The organism is Henriciella barbarensis, from assembly GCF_003576345.1.
Lineage (GTDB): Bacteria > Pseudomonadota > Alphaproteobacteria > Caulobacterales > Hyphomonadaceae > Henriciella > Henriciella barbarensis.
The window spans coordinates 142,697-163,620 of the sequence record NZ_QWGB01000003.1 but is presented as its reverse complement, the minus strand read 5'-3'; the positions used below and the strand labels follow the sequence as shown (position 1 = coordinate 163,620).

At 58.9% G+C, this 20,924-nt stretch carries 18 protein-coding genes; all 18 read left to right on the top strand.

All coding sequences use genetic code 11. The annotated features are described in order from the left end of the window. The first annotated feature begins 7 nt into the window (after positions 1 to 7). The gene (locus D1224_RS01170) at positions 8 to 388 is read left to right on the top strand and encodes a hypothetical protein (protein WP_119378112.1); all 381 of its coding nucleotides are present in this window, start codon (positions 8 to 10) and stop codon (positions 386 to 388) included. Positions 389 to 392: 4 nt separating this feature from the next. Further along, positions 393 to 2,492, top strand: a complete 2,100-nt coding sequence (gene nuoG, locus D1224_RS01165) for an NADH-quinone oxidoreductase subunit NuoG (protein ID WP_119378111.1) — start codon at positions 393 to 395, stop codon at positions 2,490 to 2,492. A gap of 9 nt (positions 2,493 to 2,501) precedes the next feature. Continuing rightward, positions 2,502 to 3,578, top strand: a complete 1,077-nt coding sequence (gene nuoH, locus D1224_RS01160; RefSeq protein ID WP_119378110.1) for an NADH-quinone oxidoreductase subunit NuoH — start codon at positions 2,502 to 2,504, stop codon at positions 3,576 to 3,578. Beyond that, complete coding sequence (gene nuoI / locus D1224_RS01155; RefSeq protein WP_119378109.1) at positions 3,575 to 4,060, top strand: NADH-quinone oxidoreductase subunit NuoI; 486 nt, start codon at positions 3,575 to 3,577, stop codon at positions 4,058 to 4,060. The genes nuoH and nuoI overlap by 4 nt, the downstream gene beginning before the upstream one ends. 61 nt (positions 4,061 to 4,121) lie before the next feature. Further along, complete coding sequence (locus D1224_RS01150) at positions 4,122 to 4,712, top strand: NADH-quinone oxidoreductase subunit J (RefSeq protein WP_119378108.1); 591 nt, start codon at positions 4,122 to 4,124, stop codon at positions 4,710 to 4,712. A gap of 3 nt (positions 4,713 to 4,715) precedes the next feature. Further along, the gene (gene nuoK / locus D1224_RS01145; protein WP_119378107.1) at positions 4,716 to 5,024 is read left to right on the top strand and encodes an NADH-quinone oxidoreductase subunit NuoK; all 309 of its coding nucleotides are present in this window, start codon (positions 4,716 to 4,718) and stop codon (positions 5,022 to 5,024) included. Between the two features lie 7 nt (positions 5,025 to 5,031). Beyond that, positions 5,032 to 7,194, top strand: a complete 2,163-nt coding sequence (gene nuoL / locus D1224_RS01140; RefSeq protein WP_119378106.1) for an NADH-quinone oxidoreductase subunit L — start codon at positions 5,032 to 5,034, stop codon at positions 7,192 to 7,194. After that, positions 7,194 to 8,687 carry an NADH-quinone oxidoreductase subunit M gene (locus tag D1224_RS01135; RefSeq protein WP_119378105.1) on the top strand — a complete coding sequence of 498 codons (1,494 nt, stop codon included), beginning with the start codon at positions 7,194 to 7,196 and terminating at the stop codon, positions 8,685 to 8,687. Before nuoL ends, D1224_RS01135 begins: the two co-directional genes overlap by 1 nt. Before the next feature lie 9 nt (positions 8,688 to 8,696). After that, a complete protein-coding gene (nuoN, locus tag D1224_RS01130; protein WP_119378104.1) occupies positions 8,697 to 10,121 on the top strand; it encodes an NADH-quinone oxidoreductase subunit NuoN in 1,425 nt (474 codons plus the stop codon). Continuing rightward, positions 10,118 to 10,879, top strand: a complete 762-nt coding sequence (locus D1224_RS01125) for a biotin--[acetyl-CoA-carboxylase] ligase (RefSeq protein ID WP_182482117.1) — start codon at positions 10,118 to 10,120, stop codon at positions 10,877 to 10,879. Before nuoN ends, D1224_RS01125 begins: the two co-directional genes overlap by 4 nt. Next, on the top strand, positions 10,863 to 11,648 hold the full coding sequence (locus D1224_RS01120; RefSeq protein WP_119378102.1) for a type III pantothenate kinase: 786 nt from the start codon (positions 10,863 to 10,865) through the stop codon (positions 11,646 to 11,648). The genes D1224_RS01125 and D1224_RS01120 overlap by 17 nt, the downstream gene beginning before the upstream one ends. Continuing rightward, a complete protein-coding gene (locus D1224_RS01115; protein WP_119378101.1) occupies positions 11,638 to 13,317 on the top strand; it encodes a ribonuclease J in 1,680 nt (559 codons plus the stop codon). The genes D1224_RS01120 and D1224_RS01115 overlap by 11 nt, the downstream gene beginning before the upstream one ends. A gap of 8 nt (positions 13,318 to 13,325) precedes the next feature. Next, positions 13,326 to 13,757 carry a methylmalonyl-CoA epimerase gene (gene mce / locus D1224_RS01110; RefSeq protein WP_119378100.1) on the top strand — a complete coding sequence of 144 codons (432 nt, stop codon included), beginning with the start codon at positions 13,326 to 13,328 and terminating at the stop codon, positions 13,755 to 13,757. Then, positions 13,757 to 13,999, top strand: coding sequence for a DUF1467 family protein (locus D1224_RS01105; protein ID WP_119378099.1), 243 nt, complete (start codon positions 13,757 to 13,759; stop codon positions 13,997 to 13,999). Before mce ends, D1224_RS01105 begins: the two co-directional genes overlap by 1 nt. 113 nt (positions 14,000 to 14,112) lie before the next feature. Next, positions 14,113 to 15,432 carry a proline--tRNA ligase gene (gene proS, locus D1224_RS01100; protein WP_119378098.1) on the top strand — a complete coding sequence of 440 codons (1,320 nt, stop codon included), beginning with the start codon at positions 14,113 to 14,115 and terminating at the stop codon, positions 15,430 to 15,432. Further along, entirely contained in the window at positions 15,432 to 16,700 is a 1,269-nt protein-coding gene (locus D1224_RS01095) for a lipoprotein-releasing ABC transporter permease subunit (RefSeq protein WP_119378097.1), read from the top strand. The genes proS and D1224_RS01095 overlap by 1 nt, the downstream gene beginning before the upstream one ends. Next, a complete protein-coding gene (locus D1224_RS01090) occupies positions 16,700 to 17,389 on the top strand; it encodes an ABC transporter ATP-binding protein (protein ID WP_119378096.1) in 690 nt (229 codons plus the stop codon). The genes D1224_RS01095 and D1224_RS01090 overlap by 1 nt, the downstream gene beginning before the upstream one ends. A 55-nt stretch (positions 17,390 to 17,444) precedes the next feature. Further along, entirely contained in the window at positions 17,445 to 20,864 is a 3,420-nt protein-coding gene (dnaE, locus tag D1224_RS01085) for a DNA polymerase III subunit alpha (protein WP_119378095.1), read from the top strand. Positions 20,865 to 20,924: the final 60 nt, after the last annotated feature.

The following is a 20,924-nucleotide window of genomic DNA, read 5'->3' as shown; positions in this document are numbered from 1 at the left end:
ACGACTGATGAGCACGCTCCGCAACATTCTCACCATCACCTGGTGCGCTGTGATCATCGGGACGAATACGTTCGCCCTGATCGTTACCGCGCAGCATTTTGGCGTGGATGTTCTGGCGCTGAATACTGTCCTGCTGCCAGTGGTGCAGATGAGCGCGATGATTGCGCTCGGCATCCTGTCACTGGTGTCGACCAAGTATCTCTGGGCGATCCTGGCGGTGGCTGTGCTGTCGCTTCTACTGACGCTAGCGCATGACCTGCTTGTGGTGCGGGTCTGGCGTCCCTCCACGATGCTGGGCAGCCTGCTCGTGATCGTCCCGACCTATCTCCTTGCGCGCTGGAATTCGCTGTCGCGCGAGACGAAATTCAATCCCGTACAAGAGTTCTAAAGCGATGGCTGACGACCTTTTCAAACTGAACATCGATGGCAAGGACATTGAGGTCCCCAAGCACTACACGCTGATGCAGGCGTGTGAGGAAGCTGGCGCCGAAATCCCGCGCTTCTGCTATCATGAGCGCCTGTCGGTCGCCGGCAATTGCCGTATGTGCCTGGTTCAGTGGAAGGGCGCGCCCAAACCGATTGCGAGCTGCGCCCAGACCGTCGGCGATATGCGATTGAACCCCGATGGCACGGCGCCGAACATCCTGACCTCTGGCGATTATGTCGAGAAGGCCCGCAATGGCGTCATGGAATTCCTGCTCATCAACCACCCGCTGGATTGCCCGATCTGCGACCAGGGTGGTGAGTGTGACCTGCAGGACCAGGCGATGGCCTATGGCCGGTCCGGCTCGCGCTATGCGCTGAACAAGCGGGCTGTGGAAGACAAGTATATGGGGCCGCTGGTCAAGACGCACATGACCCGCTGCATCCAGTGTACGCGCTGTGTGCGGTTTGCGGCTGAGGTTGCCGGCGTCGAAGAGCTAGGCATGATCTCACGCGGCGAAGATGCGGAGATCACGACCTATCTTGAAGAATCGTTGTCGTCGGAGCTCTCCGGCAATGTCATCGATCTCTGCCCGGTCGGCGCGCTGACGTCGAAGCCATACGCGTACAATGCGCGGCCGTGGGAACTCCGGAAGTCGGAATCGATCGACATCATGGATGCGATGGGCGCGGCGATCCGTGTGGACGCAAAGGGTGCTGGCGTGATGCGTATCATGCCTGTCCTGAATGAAGAGGTGAATGAGGAGTGGCTGTCGGACAAGTCGCGCTTTGTCTGGGACGGCCTGGCCCGCCAGCGCCTCGACCGGCCTTATGTACGCGAGAATGGCAAGCTGCGCCCGGCAAGCTGGGGCGAAGCGCTTCAGAAAACTGCAGAGGCGCTGAAGTCGTCTAAGGAAAAGACGGGATTCATTGCCGGCGATCTCGTTGAGGTCGAACAAGCCCGCGCAGCGCTTGATTTAGCCCGCAGCCTCGACATCGCGTCGACCGACTGCCGTCCGGCTGGCGCAGCTTATGGCGCTGACGGCGTTCGCGAGAAATACATTTTCAACCCGACGCTCATGGGTGTCGAGGAAGCTGACGTGCTGCTGCTGATCGGCACCAATCCGCGCGTGGAGGCATCTGTCTGGAATGCTCGCATCCGCAAGGCCTGGCTCTGGAATGACCTTCAGGTGGGTCTGATCGGCGAAGGCGTAGACCTGACCTATGACTATGAACACCTCGGCACTGGCCCGGCAGACCTCGATGGCCTGCTGGAAGGTGACGGCGCATTTGTGACGGCCTTCAAGAATGCCAAACGCCCGATGGTTGTGGTTGGCGAACATGCGCTGGTTGGAGAGCACGGCCTCGATGTGCTGAATGCTGCGCACCAGATCGCACTGGATGCGGGCGCGATCACCGGAGAGTGGAGCGGCTTCGGCGTGCTACACAACGCGGCGGGCCGGGTTGGCGCGCTGGATACCGGTTTCGTGCCGGATGAGAACGGTCTCGACACGAAGGCAATGCTCGAAGGCGGCGTCGATACGTTGGTCCTGCTTGGCGCCGATGAAGTTGATCTCAGCAAGCTTGGCGATACGACCGTGATCTATGTCGGCTCGCATGGTGACCGCGGCGCGTCCCGCGCTGACATCATCCTTCCATCTGCGGCCTATACCGAAATGGAAGCGACCTATGTGAACACTGAAGGCCGCGTGCAGATGACCCGCAAGGCCGTCCAGCCGAAGGGTGAGGCCCGTGAGGCCTGGGCGATCTTCCGCGCGCTGTCAGAGCTGACCGGCAAGGCGCTGTCCTATGATTCGGCCGACCAGCTTCGCGAACAGATTCGTGAGCATAATCCGATATTTGCCGGCCTCGGTTTTGCGCCGGGTGCTGGCGGCCATGAGGCGTTGTCCAAAGCGCCCGAAAAGGCCAAAAACCTCGCCGGAGCGCGTCCTTTTGAAGCGCCCTTTGAAGATTTCTATCTGACCAACCCGATTGCACGGGCGTCAAAGACGATGGCGGAATGCTCGCTCATGAAGCGTGGCCTTGAAACGCCGGTAGCAGCGGAGTAGGCGAGCGCCATGAGTGCATTCATCCAGGAACATGGACTGCTTTTTGGCTGGCTGACCGTCATCGGTCAGATCCTGCTGTTTACGGTCGTCCTGCTGCTTTCGCTGGCCTTCCTCCTGCTTATGGACCGGAAGGTCTGGGCAGCTGTGATGATGCGCAAGGGGCCGAACGTTGTCGGTCCTTTCGGTCTGCTGCAGAGCTTTGCCGATTTCGGCAAATTCCTCCTGAAAGAGATCATTATTCCAGCGGGCGCCAACAAGACGGTCTTCCTGTTGGCACCGATCCTGTCGCTCACCCTGGCATTTGCCGCATGGGCGGTAATTCCGGTTGCGCCGGGCTGGGTCGTTGCTGACCTGAACGTTGGGATTCTCTACCTGTTCGCTGTCTCGTCACTTGGTGTCTACGGCATCATAATGGGCGGTTGGGCATCGAACTCGAAATATCCGTTCCTCGGTTCGCTACGGTCCGCGGCGCAGATGGTTTCCTACGAAGTGTCGATCGGCCTGATCATCATCACAGTGATCCTGCTGGTGGGGTCGATGAACCTCAGCGAGATTGCGAATAACCAGTCTGGTGGTTTCTGGACCTGGCATCTGTTCAGCTTCAACAACATACTTCTGTTCCCGGTGATGGTGGTTGTCTTCGTGATGTTCTTCATCTCCGCACTGGCAGAAACGAACCGTCCACCATTCGACCTGCCAGAGGCCGAGTCGGAACTCGTGGCTGGCTACCAGGTCGAGTATTCTTCCACGCCATACCTGCTCTTCATGATCGGTGAGTATCTCAATATCGTGCTCATGTGCTCGATGATGACGCTGCTTTTCCTCGGCGGCTGGCACGGTCCGATCCCGTTTGGTGAAGAGTTCGTCTCGAACTTCCCGGTCTGGATGGTCAATCTTGGTCACCTCGCCTGGTTCATGGCGAAAACCGTATTCTTCTTCTTCCTTTTTGCACTCGTGAAGGCTGTCGTGCCGCGCTATCGCTATGACCAGCTGATGCGCCTTGGGTGGAAGATCTTCCTTCCGACCTCGCTTGCTGCCGTTTTCCTTGTTGCAGGCTATGTCGTTTACGCAGGAGTCCAGGCATGAACATCGTTCAGTCCCTCCGCGGCGCCATGATGACGGACTTTCTGCATGCCTTCAAAATTGGCATCCAGGAAATGTTCAAGCGCAAGGCGACCGTGAACTATCCATTCGAGAAAAACCCGCTCAGCCCGCGTTTCCGCGGCGAGCATGCGCTGCGCCGTTACCCGAATGGCGAAGAGCGTTGCATCGCATGCAAGCTTTGCGAGGCGGTCTGCCCAGCGCAGGCAATCACGATTGAAGCAGAACCACGCGAGGATGGCTCGCGCCGCACGACACGCTATGACATTGACATGGTGAAGTGCATCTATTGCGGCTTCTGTCAGGAAGCCTGCCCAGTGGATGCCATTGTCGAGGGCCCCAACTTTGAATTCGCGACCGAAACCCGCGAAGAGCTGTATTATGACAAGGACCGCCTGCTTGCGAATGGCGACCGCTGGGAGCGACTCATCGCACGCAATCTTGAACTCGACGCGCCTTACCGCTAGGGCGGGGCGCCTTCACTTTCCTGCAGCGGTCTGACCGCTGGCAACATTGGGGCTCACACCGGTGGAACTCATCGCCTTTTACATATTGGCAGCGATCGTGACCGTTTCGGCAGTCGCCGTGATTGCCGCCAAGAACCCGGTTCACTCCGTTCTCTGGCTGATCACGGCCTTCTTCACTTCTGCGGGCCTGCTCGTCCTGATCGGGGCGGAGTTCCTCGCAATGCTGCTCGTCGTCGTCTATGTCGGCGCGGTCGCGGTGCTCTTCCTGTTCGTGGTGATGATGCTGGACGTCGACTTCGTCGAGCTGAAGCAGGGAACGCTCGGCTACTGGCCCTTTGCCGCGCTGGTTGGTGTCGCATTCGCCGCTGAAATCGCGCTTGTCACGTTTGCGAGGTCGACAGCCGGTGATGAGATCAACGCCAATCCCGGCGCGGCCACAAATGCCGAAGCCATCGGGCAGGTGATGTACACCGAATACCTTCTGCTGTTCCAGATGTCTGGCATCATCCTGCTGGTCGCGATGATCGGTGCCATTGTGCTGACGCTTCGCCATAAGCCGCACGTCAAACGCCAGAACATCGCAAAGCAGACCGCCCGCACTCGCAAGGATGCGACCCGCCGCATCGACGTTGAGTCAGGCAAGGGACTTTAGGTCATGGATATAACCGTCAATCACTTCCTTGCTGTTTCAGCGATCCTCTTCACGGTGGGTGTCGTCGGCATCTTCGTGAACCGCAAGAACATCATCGTCATCCTCATGGCGATCGAGCTCATTCTCCTGTCCGTCAATATCAACCTCGTCGCCTTTTCGGTGTTCTCGGGCACGATCGTCGGTCAGATCTTTGCCATGCTGGTGTTGACAGTGGCAGCTGCCGAAGCGGCTGTCGGGCTCGCCATTCTCGTTGTTTTCTTCCGCAATCGAGGCGACATCGCCGTCGAGAGCATCGACCTGATGAAGGGCTAGACCGGATATGCTTCCTGATTTCGCACTTCTCTTCATCGTCCTGGCGCCGGGCCTTGCGGCCCTGATTGCCGGTCTGTTCCAGAAATATGTAACCGATACCGGCGCGATGGTGATCACGACCGGTACGGTCGGTCTCGCCGGCATCCTGTCGATCATCCAGCTTTTCATGTTTGCCTTTGGCGGCGGCGTGGTTGAGGCGGTTCACACCGCTGCGCCGGCTGCCGGTGACCATGGCGCGGCCGTTGTGGCGCCGGTCCAGCATATCATTACGCTGCTGACCTGGATGGATGTTGGCCAGTTCCAGGCGGATTGGGCGATCCGTGTCGATGCAATGTCCATCGTCATGATGGCCGTCATCACGGGCGTGTCTGGCCTCGTGCACCTTTATTCCTGGGGCTATATGAGCGAAGACCCGCATCGGGCGCGCTTCTTTGCCTACCTGTCGCTCTTTACCTTCATGATGCTCATGCTGGTGACGGCTGACAATTTCATCCAGCTCTTCTTTGGCTGGGAAGGCGTCGGTCTCGCTTCCTATCTGCTGATCGGTTTCTGGTACACGAAAGCAGCGCCGAATAGCGCGGCCATCAAGGCATTCGTGACCAACCGGGTCGGCGACTTTGGTCTCGCGCTGGGGATCATGGGTGTTTTCGTCGTGTTCGGCTCGGTAGAGTTCGAACCAGTGCTGAGCGCCATTCGCGAGAATGCAACTGTGACGCCTCTGGCGCTGGCTGACGCTGCGCCGATCCGCGAGCTGATTGTTCCATTCCTTGGCTACAACGTCCCGGCGCTGGAGCTGATCGGCGTTCTTCTTTTCATCGGTGCCATGGGTAAGTCGGCGCAGTTCTTCCTGCACGTCTGGCTTCCCGACGCCATGGAAGGCCCGACGCCGGTTTCGGCGCTCATTCACGCTGCAACCATGGTGACTGCAGGCGTTTATCTCGTCTGCCTCGTTTCACCGATCTACGAGTACGCACCGTTTGCCGCTGGCATGGTCACGCTGATCGGTGCCGTGACCGCGCTCTATGCGGCGACCGTGGGCATGGCGCAGAACGACATCAAGCGCGTCATTGCCTATTCGACCTGTTCACAGCTCGGCTATATGTTCTTTGCGGCCGGTATCGGCGCTTATCAGGCGGCGATGTTCCACCTCTTCACGCACGCCTTCTTCAAGGCGCTTCTTTTCCTCGGGGCAGGCTCAGTCATTCACGGCATGCACCATGAGCAGGACATGCGCCGCATGGGCGGTGTCGCGAAGTTCATGCCGCTGACCTATGCGGCGATGATGATCGGCACGATTGCGATTATCGGTCTTGGTATTCCGCACACCTCGTTCGGTTTTGCAGGGTTCTTCTCCAAGGATGCCATCATCGAGACGACGTTTGCGGCCGGATCGAACGGTGTGAGCTTTGGCACGCTGGCCTTCATCTTTGGTATCGTGGCTGCGCTTCTGACAAGCTTCTATTCCTGGCGCCTCATCTATATGACGTTCCACGGGCCGCGTGAGGACTCGATCCCGCCGGAAACGCCGGAAGTCGATAGCCATGCCGACGAGCACCTCTCGGTCGATGATCATGGTCATCACCACGACCATCATGAGGACCCGCATGAGAGCCCGCTGGTCATGCTGATCCCGCTCGGCCTCCTGTCGCTTGGCGCGATCTTTGCCGGCTTCGTCTTCTACGACTCGTTCGTTGGGCATCATCAGGCCGAGTTCTGGGCTGGAGCACTCTACAACGCCGCTGACAACACGGTTCTGGCCGACAAGTACAATGTACCGGAATGGGTGTTCTGGGCGCCGCTTTTCGTAACGGTGACTGGCTTCCTGATTGCGACCTTCACCTATTTCTTCAACCGGGGTTTCGGTGCGAAAATCGCGGCATCCGGCGGTCCGCTGCACAACCTGTTCGCAAACAAGTGGTATTTTGACGAGATCTACAACGCGACCTTCGTCAAGGGTACGAGCTGGCTAGGCGGGTTCTTCTGGAAGACCGGCGACAAGCGCATTATTGACGGCTTCGGCCCTGATGGCGTGACATCGCTTGTTCGCTGGAGCTCGCGTCGTCTGTCGGCCATGCACACCGGTTATCTTTATCATTATGCATTCGTGATCATTCTCGCAGCCCTTGTCTTTGGCGCGGTGATCTTCTGGCGTGTCGGAGGCGCGGGCTAATGGGCAATTTCCCAATTCTGACAGCGGTCACCTTTCTGCCGCTGGCTGGTGCCTTGCTGATCATGCTTGTGCAGTCAGCCACGGGCAGCAATGGCCAGGATGAAGAGACGCGTGGGCGCCAGTCGCTCATGGCGGGTCTGATTTTCTCGGCCGCGACCTTCCTTGCCTCGCTGGTCATGCTTGTGAGCTTTGAAGTCGACGCGCCAGGCTACCAGCTTGTCGAGGAAGTAAGCTGGTTTGCCGGTATCCAGTACAAGCTGGGCATCGATGGCATGTCGCTGCTCCTTATCCTGCTCACCACGCTGCTGACCCCGATCAGCCTTGTTGCGTCCTATGGCACGGTGAAGCAACGCCTGACCGAATACACGATCGCATTCCTGGTTCTTGAGACCTTCATGATCGGCGTGTTCTGCGCGATGGACCTCGTTCTGTTTTACGTCTTCTTCGAAGCCGGTCTGATCCCGATGTTCATCATTATCGGCGTCTGGGGCGGGGCAGAGCGCATCTATGCCTCGTTCAAGTTCTTCCTCTACACGCTGCTCGGATCGCTCTTCATGCTGGCGGCCATCGTCTTCATGTATATGCAGGCCGGTACGTCCGACATCACGGTGCTTGAGACATATGCCTTTGCGCCTGAGGTGCAGACCTGGCTGTGGTTGGCCTTCTTCGCGTCCTTTGCCGTAAAGCTACCGATGTTCCCGGTGCACACCTGGCTGCCAGATGCGCACGTTCAGGCGCCGACGGCCGGTTCGGTTATCCTGGCGGGCGTATTGCTGAAGATGGGCGGCTATGGCTTCCTGCGCTTCTCGCTGCCCATGTTCCCGGATGCGAGCCAGTTCTTCCAGCCAATGATGTTCGCGCTGTCGGTCATCGCCATCGTCTATGCGTCGCTGGTTGCCTTCCGCCAGACCGATATGAAGAAGCTCATCGCCTATTCGTCTGTTGCCCATATGGGTTTCGTGACGCTCGGCATCTTCTCCTTCACCGAGGTTGGCGTGCAGGGCGCGATCTTCCAGATGATTTCGCACGGGCTTATTTCCGGTGCACTCTTCCTGATCGTCGGCATGGTCTATGACCGGGTGCATACGCGTGAGATCGCAGCCTATGGCGGCCTCGTGAACAAGATGCCGATCTATGCGGCGATCTTCATGCTGTTCACCATGGCCAATGTCGGCTTGCCAGGCACCAGTGGTTTCGTCGGGGAAATCCTGACCATGACCGGCGCTTTCCAGGCGTCGACCTGGGCAGCGGCTGGCGCGGCGCTCGGCGTGATTTTCTCGGCTGTCTACATGCTGACGTTGTACCGTCGCACGGTGTTCGGCCCGGTGACCAATCCGGCGCTCGAAAACATCACCGATGTCGGCAAGAAGGATCTGATCACGATCACGCCGCTGATCATCGGCACCATACTGCTCGGCATCACACCAAATCTCGTATTCGATATCACGCGCGAAAGCAGCCTGCGCGCGCTTCAGATGATCACCGGAGGATAGAGGCACATTATGCTCGATTTTCAGGCGATGATCTCTGCCATTGGCCCGGAGCTACTTCTCGCGCTCGCTGGCCTCGCTGGTGTTCTGGCTGGCGCCTATATGGGCGATCGTTTCAACGGACTGTCCTTCAAGCTGGGGGCGGTAACGCTCTTGCTGGCTGCGCTGGTTGTCATCATGAACTGGGAAGGCGGCGAAGCCTTTGGCGGCCTCGTTACGACGACCCCGTTCGTGAACTTTGCCAAATGTATCAGTTTCATAGCCGGCGCTGTCACCCTGCTCATGGCTGAGGGTTTCCTGAAGCGTCATGAGACGATCCGTTATGAGTACCCGCTCCTGGTGATCTTTGCCTCTCTTGGCATGGGGATCATCCTGTCGGCATCGAATTTGATGACGCTCTATATGGGTATCGAGACGCTCAGCCTTTCATCCTATGTGCTAGCCTCTTTCCACCGAGATTCCATCCGGTCTTCCGAGGCGGGTCTGAAGTATTTCGTGCTGGGTGCGCTCGCATCGGGCATTCTGCTTTACGGTATTTCGCTGGTCTACGGTTTCACCGGCTCAACCGACTATGGGGATATCGCCAGCTCTGAGCGCACAATCGGCCTCGTCTTCGGCATGGTGCTGATGATTTCGGGCATGGCGTTCAAGGTATCGGCAGCGCCGATGCACGTCTGGACGCCGGATGTCTATGAAGGCGCACCGAGCCCGGTTGTCGCTTTTTTCGCGACTGCGCCGAAAATGGCCAGCATGGTGGTTTTCGCCAATCTCCTGTTCACGGCTTTTACTGGCGTGTTCGAAGACTGGCAGATGATTATCGCGATTATCGCAACGCTCTCCATGCTCATCGGTGCTTTCGGGGCGCTTATCCAGAACAATCTGAAGCGGCTTCTCGGTTACTCCTCAATCGCGAATATGGGCTATGCGCTGGTCGCCGTCGCCGCTGGCGCTGAGTATGGCGCCGCTGCGCTTCTCGTGTTCATGACGAGCTATGTGATCGCGTCCATCGGACTCTTTGGCGGTGTGCTGTCCATGCGCCGTGAGGGTGGCATGGTAGAGAATATTGATGAGCTGGCGGGGCTTGTTCGCCGTCGTACGGGCCTTGCTCTTGCGCTCACGGTCCTCGTTATCTCCGTGTCAGGCTTCCCGCTCGCAGTTGGCTTTATTGGCAAGCTGGTCGTATTCCAGGCAGGCTGGAACGCTGGTCTCCTGCCTCTTCTGATCGTGCTGGTGCTAAGCTCTGTGCTCGCCTTCGGTTACTATCTCCGCATCATACTCGTGATGTGGGTGAAGGAGCCGGTCGAGCGCTTCCAGCCCGTCGGCTCAACTGTCTCGCTCTCCGTGTACGCCGCCGCGGCTGCGTGTCTTGTCCTCTTCGTCTTTGCGTCGCCTTTCCTTGACTGGGCAACGCAGGCGTCGGCCGGGTTCATTCAGTGAGACCAGACGCACCAGTTCTCTGGTTCGACGAGATCGACAGTACCAATGAAGAAGCCCGGCGACGGGCGCAGGCTGATGATTTGGGACCTGTCTGGATCGCGGCGCGCAAGCAGACCGCCGGTCGTGGGCGCCTGGGTCGCCAATGGGACTCGCCAACAGGCAATCTGTTCGTAACGGCTCTCTTCGAGGAAGAAGGCGGGCTGGTGAAGGCCACCCGCTATCCGTTTGCGGCGGGCCTTGCCATTCTTGATGCAGCGTCTGCTTTTATCGATAGCGGTCAATTGCAGGTGAAGTGGCCGAACGATGTGCGCGCCAGCAGACAGAAGATCAGTGGCATCCTGGTAGAGGCCGGTGCCGCATCGGGAAAAGCCTGCTGGGTCGCTTGCGGTATGGGTGTGAATGTGCGGTTCGCTCCGGACGGGGCAGGACAAGCCGCAACCAGCCTGCTCGACCTTGGGGCGCCTCAGATCATCACCGCCGAGATGTTTCTCGACGCGCTTCGCCACGCTTTCGTTAAGCGCTGCGCGCAGGCTTCATCCGATTTCGAAAGCCTGCTGGCCGACTGGCAAAAATATGCGGAAGGATTGGGCGAAGAGGTGACGGTCGGCAAAGGCGCTGATGCGCAGATCGGCATCTTCAAAGGTGTTGGCCCTGACGGGGCGCTGCTGCTTGCGTGCGCGGATGGCAAGACGCACACCATTCGAGCAGGCGATGTAGAGCTGGTGAAGGAGATTGGCGGTCATGCTGCTCGCGATTGATGTCGGCAATACGAATACGGTCTTCGCGCTTCACGATGGCGTCGACTGGGTGGCGATGTGGCGCAGCGCTACTGACGCACGCCGGACAGCCGACGACTATATCGTCTGGCTCGAGCCACTCATGAATATGCGCAAGGTCTCAAACTACGACATCGACGCCTGCGTCATTTCGTGCGTCGTGCCCCAGGCGCTGTTCAACTTCCGAAATCTTGCGCGCCGCTATTTTGCGACGGAGCCTCTGGTTGTCGGGGAGGCGTCGGTTGAGCTTGGTGTGCCTATCCGCATTCCGCGGCCTGAACAGGTCGGCGCTGACCGTCTGGTTTCCGCCATTGGCGCGCATATAGCCTATCCTGGCGCGTTGATCGTTATCGACAGCGGTACTGCGACAACACTGGACATCGTGGGGCCGGACGGCGGGTTTGAGGGCGGCATTATCAGCCCGGGCATCAACCTCTCCATGCGCGCACTGCATGATGCAGCCGCGCAGCTGCCGCGGATCGCGATCCAACGGCCTGAGAAAATTATCGGCGACTCGACCGTAGCCGCGATGCAGTCCGGTGTCTTCTGGGGCTATATTGACCTCATCGACGGTCTTGTCAGGCGCGTGAAGGAAGAATACGGCCAGCCGATGACAGTAATTGCGACAGGCGGCGTTGCCTCGCTATTTGACGGTGCGAGCGCGACCATCGATCACTATGACCAGACCCTGATGGAGTCCGGTCTGCTAGAGATCTACCGCCGGAACCGGAAAGGACCTGATGCCCAATAAGGACACGCCCGAACTCGTCTTTCTTCCGCTTGGAGGCTGCGGCGAAATCGGTATGAACCTGAATGCCTATGGCTATGGCCCGGCGCATAACAGGCGCTGGATCCTGGTAGACCTTGGCGTAACCTTTGGCGACGATACCACGCCAGGCATCGATCTGATCACGCCTGATCCCGAGTTCATCGTCGAGCATGCTGACCAGATCGACGCGATCTTCCTGACGCATGCGCATGAAGACCACATCGGCGCCGTGGGTCTGCTCTGGCCGCGGCTTCGCGCGCCGCTTTATGCGACACCGTTCACAGCCCACCTTGTCGCCGGAAAGCTGGCAGAGCGCGGCCTGAAACATGTCGATGTGAATGTCGTCCCCCTGGAAGGCGAGGTTGAGGCTGGCCCGTTCAAGGTCCGCTATCTGACACTGACCCATTCCATTCCGGAGCCGAACGCCCTGGCCATCGAGACGCCTGTGGGGACAATACTCCATACGGGTGACTGGAAAATCGACCCGGATCCGCTGATCGGTGAAGGCGTGGACATCGAAGGGCTGAAAAAGCTCGGTGATGAAGGCGTGCTCGCGATGATTTGCGACAGCACGAATGTATTTGTCGACGGTGAAAGCGGCTCTGAAGCGACCGTGCGCAAAAATCTCATTGAGCTGATCGGAAGTCTGAAGGGCAGGGTGGCCGTTGCGACGTTTGCCTCCAATGTTGCGCGCGTTGCGACGGTCATTGAAGCGGCGCGCCAGGCTGGCCGGAGCGTCTGCCTCGCCGGGCGTAGCATGCACAAGATTGTAGATGCCGCTGTGCAGACCGGCGTGCTGAAAAACCTGCCTGACCTTGTCAACGAAGCCGATGTGGGCAGCTTCCCTGCTGACAACATCCTGATCCTTTGTACCGGTAGTCAGGGTGAGGAGCGAGCTGCGCTAGGCCGCATCGCCGCAAATACGCACCGGCATGTCTCGCTTGGCGCTGGCGACACGGTGATCTTCTCCTCGAGGGTCATACCGGGGAATGAGAAAGGCATCTTCGAGATGCAGAACGCGCTAGCAGAGAAGGGCGTGCGCATCATCACCGACCGGATGACGAAAGACGTCATCCATGTGTCCGGCCACCCGGCGCGCGATGAGCTTGAGCGCATGTATCAATGGGTCCGCCCGCGTATTTCCGTACCCGTGCACGGTGAACGCCGACACATTGTCGAGCATGCTGGCTTTGCCCGTTCCGTGCAGGTGCCGGAAGCTGTGACCCCCCGCAATGGCGACATGATCCGGCTGGCGCCGGGCAAGGCGGAGGTCATTGATACGGTCCCGCACGGCAGGCTGCACCTTGATGGCAACCGGCTGGTGCCTGCGGGCTCTGAAGGCTTGAAGGAGCGGATCGCGATCTCGAAGTTCGGCTATGTGTCGGCCAGCGTTTCCTTCGATGAAGCCGGAAGTATTGCGGACGGTCCGTATCTGGCAGTTCGCGGCATGTCGGAAGAGGATGGCAGCCTCGCTGACGAGTCCGTCGATGCCATTGAGGCGGCCTGCGACGAGGCGCTCGATGGTCTTTCGCGTAAAAAGCGCCTAAATGACGACGCAGTTGAAACGGCGCTGGTGCGGGCCATTCGCAAAGCCTGCGAACGAACGTTCGGCCGCAAACCGCTGGTCGATGTCATGGTTATGAGAGTGTGAGGGATGAAATGGCTGAAGACTTCAAACTGGGCCCGCTGAACCATGTGGGTGTTGCTGTGCCGTCGCTCCCCGATGCGATCGAGACGTACAAGACGCTTTATGGCGCGACGGACATTACCGAGCCTTTCGATATGCCTGCGCAAGGCGTGAAAGTCTGTTTCGTGAACTTGCCCAACAGCCAGATCGAGCTGATCGAGCCGCTGAACGAAGAAAGCCCGATCCACAATTTCATCCAGAAGAACCCGAAGGGCGGGCAGCACCATGTCTGCTTTGAAGTGGCCGATATCCACCAGGCAGTTGACGTCATGAAGGCGCGCGGCGCGACTGTTCTTGGCGAACCGCGCATTGGCGCTCACGGCACGCCCATCGTCTTCGTGCACCCAAAGAATTCAAACGGTGTCCTCGTTGAGCTGATGGAGACGCCGAAGGGCGATCACTAATGTCTCTCGTCGGCGGTATCGTCATCTTCTGTATTTCTTGGTGGATGTGTCTCTTCATCGTCCTGCCTATCGGCGTGCGCGGCCAGTTCGAAGCGGGGGAGATCCCCGAGGGCACTGAAGAAGGCGCACCTGCCGAGCCGATGCTGGCTAAGAAAGCGATCTGGGCGACGATCGGCGCAGCCGTTTGTACTGTTCTCGCCGGCCTGGTCGTCGTGCCGCTGCTTCGCTATTACGGTGCCTGACCGGGGACGCATGAAAAAGCGCTGCGTGCTTGCAGGCGCACTCTAGCCAATCGCAACGACTGACAATAACACAGGGGGCCGCGACCCGCCTTGTTAGGAGTGAGCCAGTCTCAATGCGCCTGTCCAGATATTTCCTGCCAGTTTCCAAGGATGTGCCAGCTGACGCGGCCATCGTTTCACACCAGCTGATGCTGCGCACCGGCATGGTCCGGCAGAATGGCGCCGGTATCTATACCTGGTTGCCGCTCGGCCTTCGTGTCCTGAACAAGATCGAGCAGATCGTCCGCGAGGAAATGGACCGGGCAGGGGCCGTTGAGATGCTCATGCCGACGATCCAGCAGGCCGAGCTCTGGCAGGAGAGCGGGCGCTATGAAGCTTATGGCAAGGAGATGCTTCGCATTACTGACCGCCATGAGCGCGAAATGCTGTTCGGCCCGACCAATGAAGAGCTGATCACGGATGTCTTCCGCGCCTATGTCAAAAGCTATAAGGCTCTGCCGCTGAACCTCTATCACACGCAGTGGAAGTTCCGTGATGAGATCCGCCCACGTTTTGGCGTGATGCGCGGCCGCGAATTTCTGATGAAGGACGCCTATTCATTTGACCTGACCGAAGAGGACGCGCGCAGGAGCTATCAGAAGATGTTCTGCGCCTATCTCAACGCTTTCGACCGGATGGGGCTAACCGCCATTCCGATGCAGGCCGATACCGGCCCGATTGGCGGCGATCTCAGCCATGAGTTCATCATCCTTGCAGATACGGGCGAAAGCGCAGTCTTCTGTGACGGCGCACTGCTTGATGTGCCTGCGCCAGGTCTCGACCTCGACTTTGATGGCGAACTGTCGGACGTCATGGAGCGTCGCACGCAATACTATGCGGCGACCGAGGAGAAGCATGACGAGGCCGAGTTCGCCAAGGTACCGGAGGGCCGCCAGGTGTCGGCCCGCGGCATTGAGGTTGGCCATATCTTCTTCTTTGGCACAAAATATTCCGAGGCAATGAACGCCACGGTGCAAACCTCTGAGGGTGAGAACGTGCCCGTTCAGATGGGCAGCTATGGCATCGGCGTTTCCCGCCTTGTCGGCGGTATCATCGAAGCCTGTCATGATGAGAATGGTATTGTCTGGCCGAAGTCTGTCTCGCCGTTCGATGTGGGCCTGATCTCGATGAAGCCAAAGGACGAAACGGTCTCTGGCGTGGCCGATGACGCTTATGCGGCGCTGCAGGCTGCGGGGCTGGATGTGCTCTATGATGAGACCGATGAGCGTCCGGGTTCCAAGTTCAACCGGATGGATCTGATAGGTCTGCCCTGGCAGATCGTTATCGGCCCGCGCGGTGTCGAGGCCGGCATGGTCGAGGTTAAGAACCGCAAGACGGGTGAGAAGTCCGACATGAAGCTGGAACAGGCCGTTGAATTGGTGAAGGCCGACTGATGGCGAAAGCTGCGCCATTTGGTCAGGTCGAGCGCGCACTTGCCTGGCGCTACCTGCGTGCACGCCGCCAGCATGGCGGCGTCTCGCTGATCTCGATCATTTCCTTCTTCGGTATTATGCTGGCTGTCACGGCGCTTATCGTCATCATGTCCGTGATGGCGGGCTTTCGCTCGACGCTGCTGAACGCGCTTCTGGGCGGCCAGGGACATGTCTTCGTATCTGTTGGCGGTCTGCCTGAAAGTGATGTGGATATTCTGACGAATGAGGTCATTGAACTGGAAGGTGTCGAACACGCTTTCCCGATCATTGAGCAACAGGTTCTCGCGACATCGGAATATGGCCGGACAGGCGCCATCGTACGCGGCGTACGAAGCGAAGATATTGGTAATCTGCCTTATCTTGAAGGCGGCCAGTCGACGGCGGATGCAGCCCGCTTCGGTGAAGGGCGTAATGGCGGTGATGTCGTACTGATTGGCGCATTCCTGGCGCAGGATCTGGGGCTTCGTATCGGCGACAAGATCACGTTGATCGCGCCTGAGGGTGTCGCCGGACCGTTTGGTGTAACGCCGCGCTCTAAAGCCTATACGATCGGCGATACCTTTACGACGGGAAGTGTTGAGCTGGACAAGCTCTATGTCCTTATGCCGATGCAGCAGTCGCAGCTTTTCTTCAACAAACGCGGTGAATATCAGGCGATTGATGCGCGGCTTTATAATCCGATGCGGACCGAACCCGTCATGGCCGAAATTCGCTCGCTCTCTGGCGGGCTTCGGGTCGAAGACTGGAAGCTTCGTCGGGCGTCATACTTCAATGCCCTCAATGTCGAACGCGGCATGATGCGGGTCATCATGCTCATCCTCATCACGATTACGGCACTCAACATCATCACTGGCGTGGTGATGCTGGTGAAGAACAAGACGCGCGATATTGCAATTCTGCGGACTATTGGCACGCCGCGCGGCGCGATCATGCGGGTCTTCATCATGATTGGCGCAATCCTCGGTCTGACAGGCGCCTTGATCGGTCTCGCGCTGGGCGTGCTGATCGTGCTGAATATCGGTGTGGTCGAAGGCTTCCTGAGCTCCATTCTGGGACGGGATATCTTTGACGCAGAAGTCTATGGCCTCGACGGCTTGCCAGCGGAGCTCGACTGGGCGGAGGCTGTCTTCACGACCCTTTGGGCAATGAGTATGTCCATTCTCGTGACGATCTGGCCAGCCTGGAGCGCGGCACGTCTCGACCCTGTCGATGCTTTGAGGTTCGAGTGATGAGTGTTGCACCTGTTCTTGAGCTGCGCGGCATCGTGCGGGAGTACCGCTCCGGCCCAACCCTCCTTCAGGTACTGGATCATGCTGACCTGACGCTGAACCGGGGCGAACTCGTTGGACTGGTCGGCCCGTCGGGATCAGGTAAATCCACCCTGTTGCATACGGCCGGTTTGCTCGAGCGGGCTGAAGGCGGCGAGGTCCTTTTAGATGGGCAGGGTGTCCTGAACCTTTCAGACGCCATTCGCACGCGCCTTCGCCGTGAGAAACTCGGTTTCGTTTACCAGTTCCACCACTTGCTGCCTGAATTCAATGCGCTCGACAATGTGGCGATGCCGCTGATGGTAAATGGTGTGAAGCGGAGCCTCGCACGCGAAAAGGCGCGCGAATTGCTCGCCGAAATGGGCCTGTCCGAACGGGTGCAGCACCAGCCGGGCGCACTGTCAGGCGGTGAGCAACAACGCGTTGCGATCGCGCGCGCGCTGGTCAATGACCCCAAGCTGGTCATCGCTGATGAGCCGACTGGTAATCTCGATCCGGCAACCACTGAGCGGGTCTTTGCCAGCCTGATCAAGATTGCGCGCATGGAGGGAGCTGCCGTTCTGGTCGCGACCCACAACATGGCGCTCAACCAGCATATGGATCGCGTGCTGACCCTGAAGGCTGGAAAACTCACAGCCTTTGCAGGCTGAGCCCTTCGACTCACCGACAGAACGGGGCATAATCCTCGCCTGAGAGGAGCCCGCCTTGTCCGAGCCGCTTTTTATCCACCTTGCCGTGCGTACCAGCTTCTCGCTTCTCGAGAGCATGATTACGCCGAAGGATCTTAAGGCGTGGGCCGTTGGCAATGGCGTGCCGGCTGTCGCTGTTACCGACAGGAACAATCTGTTCGGTGCGCTGGAAATCTCCGAGACACTGTCTGGCGCAGGCGTGCAGCCGATCATGGCGTGCTGCTTTGATGTGACCGATGGTGGGCATCAGGAATGGCTGACACAGGTGTCGGTCTATGCGCAGAATGAGATTGGCTACAAGCGGCTCATGGAGCTGTCCTCCTATGCCTATCTCGAGGCGGCGGATGGCGTGCCGCGCCTGAAGAGAGAGCACCTGTTTGAAAAGACGGATGGCCTGATCCTTCTGACGGGCGGCATGCGAGGCGAGGCCGCGCAGTACATCCTGAAGAACAAGCAGGCCGATGCCGAAGCGACGCTGTCGAGTTTCGCCGAAGCCTATCCGGGGCGCTGCTATGTCGAGCTTACTCGCCACGGCCTACAGGAAGAGGCAGAAAGCGAGCCGGGCCTTCTGGAGGCGGCCTACAAGCTGGGTCTGCCGGTCGTAGCGACGCACGATGCGCGGTTCCTCAATCCAAAGCACGCCCACGCCCATGACGCGATGATGTGTATCGCGAATGGTGAGTATCTGGGTCAGGATGACCGCAAGAGGGTCTCGCCGGATCAGTATCTGAAAGCGCCGACCGACATGGTCGAGCTGTTCGCCGATTTGCCGGAAGCTGTGGCCTCGACGGTGGAGATCGCAAAACGTTGCGCGGTACGTGCGCGCACGCATGATCCGATCCTGCCAAACTTTGGTGACGGCTCACGTTCGGAGTTTGAAGAGTTGCGCGTTCAGGCGGAGGAGGGGCTCGAGCAGCGCCTTGCCGAAGCGCCGCAGCTCTACGCGCCCAAAGAAACCTATATTGAGCGGCTCAATTATGAGCTGGGCATCATCAAGAAGATGGGCTTTCCCGGCTACTTCCTGATTGTTGCCGACTTTATCAAGTGGGCCAAGGAGCAGGGGATCCCTGTCGGCCCGGGCCGCGGTTCTGGTGCGGGTTCGGTCGTGGCATGGGTCCTGACAATTACAGATCTCGATCCGCTTCGTTTCGACCTGCTCTTCGAACGCTTCCTGAACCCGGAACGTGTCTCGATGCCTGACTTCGACGTCGACTTCTGCCAGGAGCGGCGGGGCGAAGTTATCCGCTATGTGCGCGACAAGTATGGCGCAGACAGTGTCGCGGCGATCATCACCTTTGGTACGCTACAGGCAAAGGCCGTGGTCCGCGATGTCGGCCGTGTCATGCAGATGCCGTACGGCCAGGTCGACAGGCTGGCCAAGCTGATCCCCTTCAACCCGGCCAATCCGCCAAAGCTGCAGGAAGCGATCGACGACGAACCGAAGTTCGATGACGAGGTCGCTCAAGACCCGCGTGTTGGAGAGTTGTTGAAGACGGCGCTCGCGTTGGAAGGCCTTTACCGGAACGCTGGTACGCACGCCGCAGGCGTTGTCATCGGTGATCGTCCGCTCACGGAGCTTGTGCCGCTCTATAACGATCCGCGTTCAGATCTTCCGGCTACGCAATTCAACATGAAGTGGGCCGAGGCCGGTGGCCTGGTCAAATTCGACTTCCTCGGTCTCAAGACGCTCACGGTTATCGATCGCGCACTGAAATTCATTCGCCGCGATGGGCGCGATGTCGGTCCTGAATGGGAGTCGCTGGATGATGCGGCGACCTATGAGCTGATGGCAAGCGGCCAGACGCTGGGTGTGTTCCAGCTGGAAGGCCAGGGCATGCGCGACACGCTGCGCAAGGTACGCCCGCACAACCTCGAAGATGTGATTGCGATCATCTCTCTTTACCGGCCAGGCCCGATGGACAACATCCCGGTCTATGTGGCGGGCAAGGAAGACCCAAAGAACGTCCACTACCAGCATCCGGATCTCGAACCGATCCTGGAGGCGACCTATGGCGTGCCTGTCTATCAGGAACAAGTCATGCGTATGGCGCAGGAAATCGCTGGCTATTCGCTTGGTGAGGCCGATCTTCTGCGCCGCGCAATGGGTAAGAAGAAGGTCGAGGAAATGGTCGCCCAGCGCGCGCGTTTCCTCGATGGCGCCCAGAAGCTCAAAGGTATCGAGGCGCCGCTGGCGAATGAAATCTTCGATACGATGGAGAAGTTTGCCGGTTACGGTTTCAACAAGTCGCACGCCGCCGCCTATGCGCTCATCGGTTATCAGACAGCTTATCTGAAGCGTCACTTCCCTGTCGAGTTTCTCGCCGCGTCGATGAGCCTCGACCTCCAGAACACCGACAAGCTGGCCGCCTTCGTGCAGGAATGTCGACGCCTCGAGATTGAAATCATCCAGCCGGATGTGAACCGGTCGACAGCCGATTTCGATGTGGAGAATGGCGCGCTGGTCTATGCCCTCGGTGCGCTGAAGGGTGTGGGGCTTGAGGCCATGCGGCAGCTGGAGGCTGAGCGCGCCGTTCGTGGTCCTTTCAAGTCATTGCATGACTTTGCAGAGCGGGTTGATCCAAAATCGGTCAACAAGAAGTGTTTCGAGCAGCTGTCGCGCGCTGGCGGCTTCGATTCGATTGAGCCGAACCGGGCCACCTGTCTGGCGTCCGCGCACCTGTTGTCTGCAATGGCGGTGTCAGCCGCGGAAGATCGCGCCGGCGGGCAGGGCGGGCTGTTCGGCGATGCAGAGCCAGCCGTGAAAGCGACGCTCCAGGAAGTGTCTTCATGGAACGGACATCAAATTCTCGACGAAGAATTTGCCGCCGTCGGCTTCTATCTGAGTGGTCACCCGCTGGATGACGTCCTCGACAGCCTTGAAGACGGACGCATCACACTCTCAAACGAGATTGCCGATGTCGCGGTTGATGGACGGCCGCTGGAGTTGATCGGGGTGGTGCGCCGCCGCGTGGAAAAGCCAGCGCGGAACGGCGGCAAATTCGCCTTCCTGACCCTGTCTGACCCGACCGGCGAGGTCGAGCTCATGGTCATGCCCGAAGTGCTCGACAATTTCAGGGATCTGATGTCGCCGGCAAACAGTATCTGCGTCATGGTCAATGTGCGCCGCCAGGAAGAGGAAATTCGTCTTTCGGTGAAGCATGTAAAGCCCATCGAGAAGGCCCGGATTGGCAAGAAGGCGAAAGCGCTGGTCGTGCGACTTTCACGTGGCGCGAACTTTGATGAACTCGGTGCCGTGGCAGAAAGACTGGTCAATGCGCCGGGCGCGGACCGGGGAGAGATATTCCTCGAGCTGCCGCTGGCCGATGGCCGGATCGTTTCAATGAAGCTGCCAGCCGTCTATGCGACGGGGCTTGAAGCACTGCGAGCCCTCAAGATGGCGTCCGGTGTATCGCGCGTGGATACGCTCGCAGCCTGACAAAGCCTGGTTGCAATCAGGGCTGTTTTACGTATATGGCAGCGCTCTAAACCCCCGATG

Excerpts from the sequence above, each read along its gene's own strand:
- D1224_RS01120 (WP_119378102.1), top strand. The coding sequence starts at position 10,863 with ATGCTGCTCGCGATTGATGTCGGCAATACGAATACGGTCTTCGCGCTT.
- D1224_RS01135 (WP_119378105.1), top strand. The coding sequence starts at position 7,194 with ATGGGCAATTTCCCAATTCTGACAGCGGTCACCTTTCTGCCGCTGGCT.
- D1224_RS01105 (WP_119378099.1), top strand. The coding sequence starts at position 13,757 with ATGTCTCTCGTCGGCGGTATCGTCATCTTCTGTATTTCTTGGTGGATG.
- D1224_RS01170 (WP_119378112.1), top strand. The coding sequence starts at position 8 with ATGAGCACGCTCCGCAACATTCTCACCATCACCTGGTGCGCTGTGATC.
- mce (WP_119378100.1), top strand. The coding sequence starts at position 13,326 with ATGGCTGAAGACTTCAAACTGGGCCCGCTGAACCATGTGGGTGTTGCT.
- D1224_RS01090 (WP_119378096.1), top strand. The coding sequence starts at position 16,700 with ATGAGTGTTGCACCTGTTCTTGAGCTGCGCGGCATCGTGCGGGAGTAC.
- nuoL (WP_119378106.1), top strand. The coding sequence starts at position 5,032 with ATGCTTCCTGATTTCGCACTTCTCTTCATCGTCCTGGCGCCGGGCCTT.
- proS (WP_119378098.1), top strand. The coding sequence starts at position 14,113 with ATGCGCCTGTCCAGATATTTCCTGCCAGTTTCCAAGGATGTGCCAGCT.
- nuoI (WP_119378109.1), top strand. The coding sequence starts at position 3,575 with ATGAACATCGTTCAGTCCCTCCGCGGCGCCATGATGACGGACTTTCTG.
- nuoN (WP_119378104.1), top strand. The coding sequence starts at position 8,697 with ATGCTCGATTTTCAGGCGATGATCTCTGCCATTGGCCCGGAGCTACTT.
- D1224_RS01115 (WP_119378101.1), top strand. The coding sequence starts at position 11,638 with ATGCCCAATAAGGACACGCCCGAACTCGTCTTTCTTCCGCTTGGAGGC.
- nuoH (WP_119378110.1), top strand. The coding sequence starts at position 2,502 with ATGAGTGCATTCATCCAGGAACATGGACTGCTTTTTGGCTGGCTGACC.
- nuoG (WP_119378111.1), top strand. The coding sequence starts at position 393 with ATGGCTGACGACCTTTTCAAACTGAACATCGATGGCAAGGACATTGAG.
- D1224_RS01095 (WP_119378097.1), top strand. The coding sequence starts at position 15,432 with ATGGCGAAAGCTGCGCCATTTGGTCAGGTCGAGCGCGCACTTGCCTGG.
- nuoK (WP_119378107.1), top strand. The coding sequence starts at position 4,716 with ATGGATATAACCGTCAATCACTTCCTTGCTGTTTCAGCGATCCTCTTC.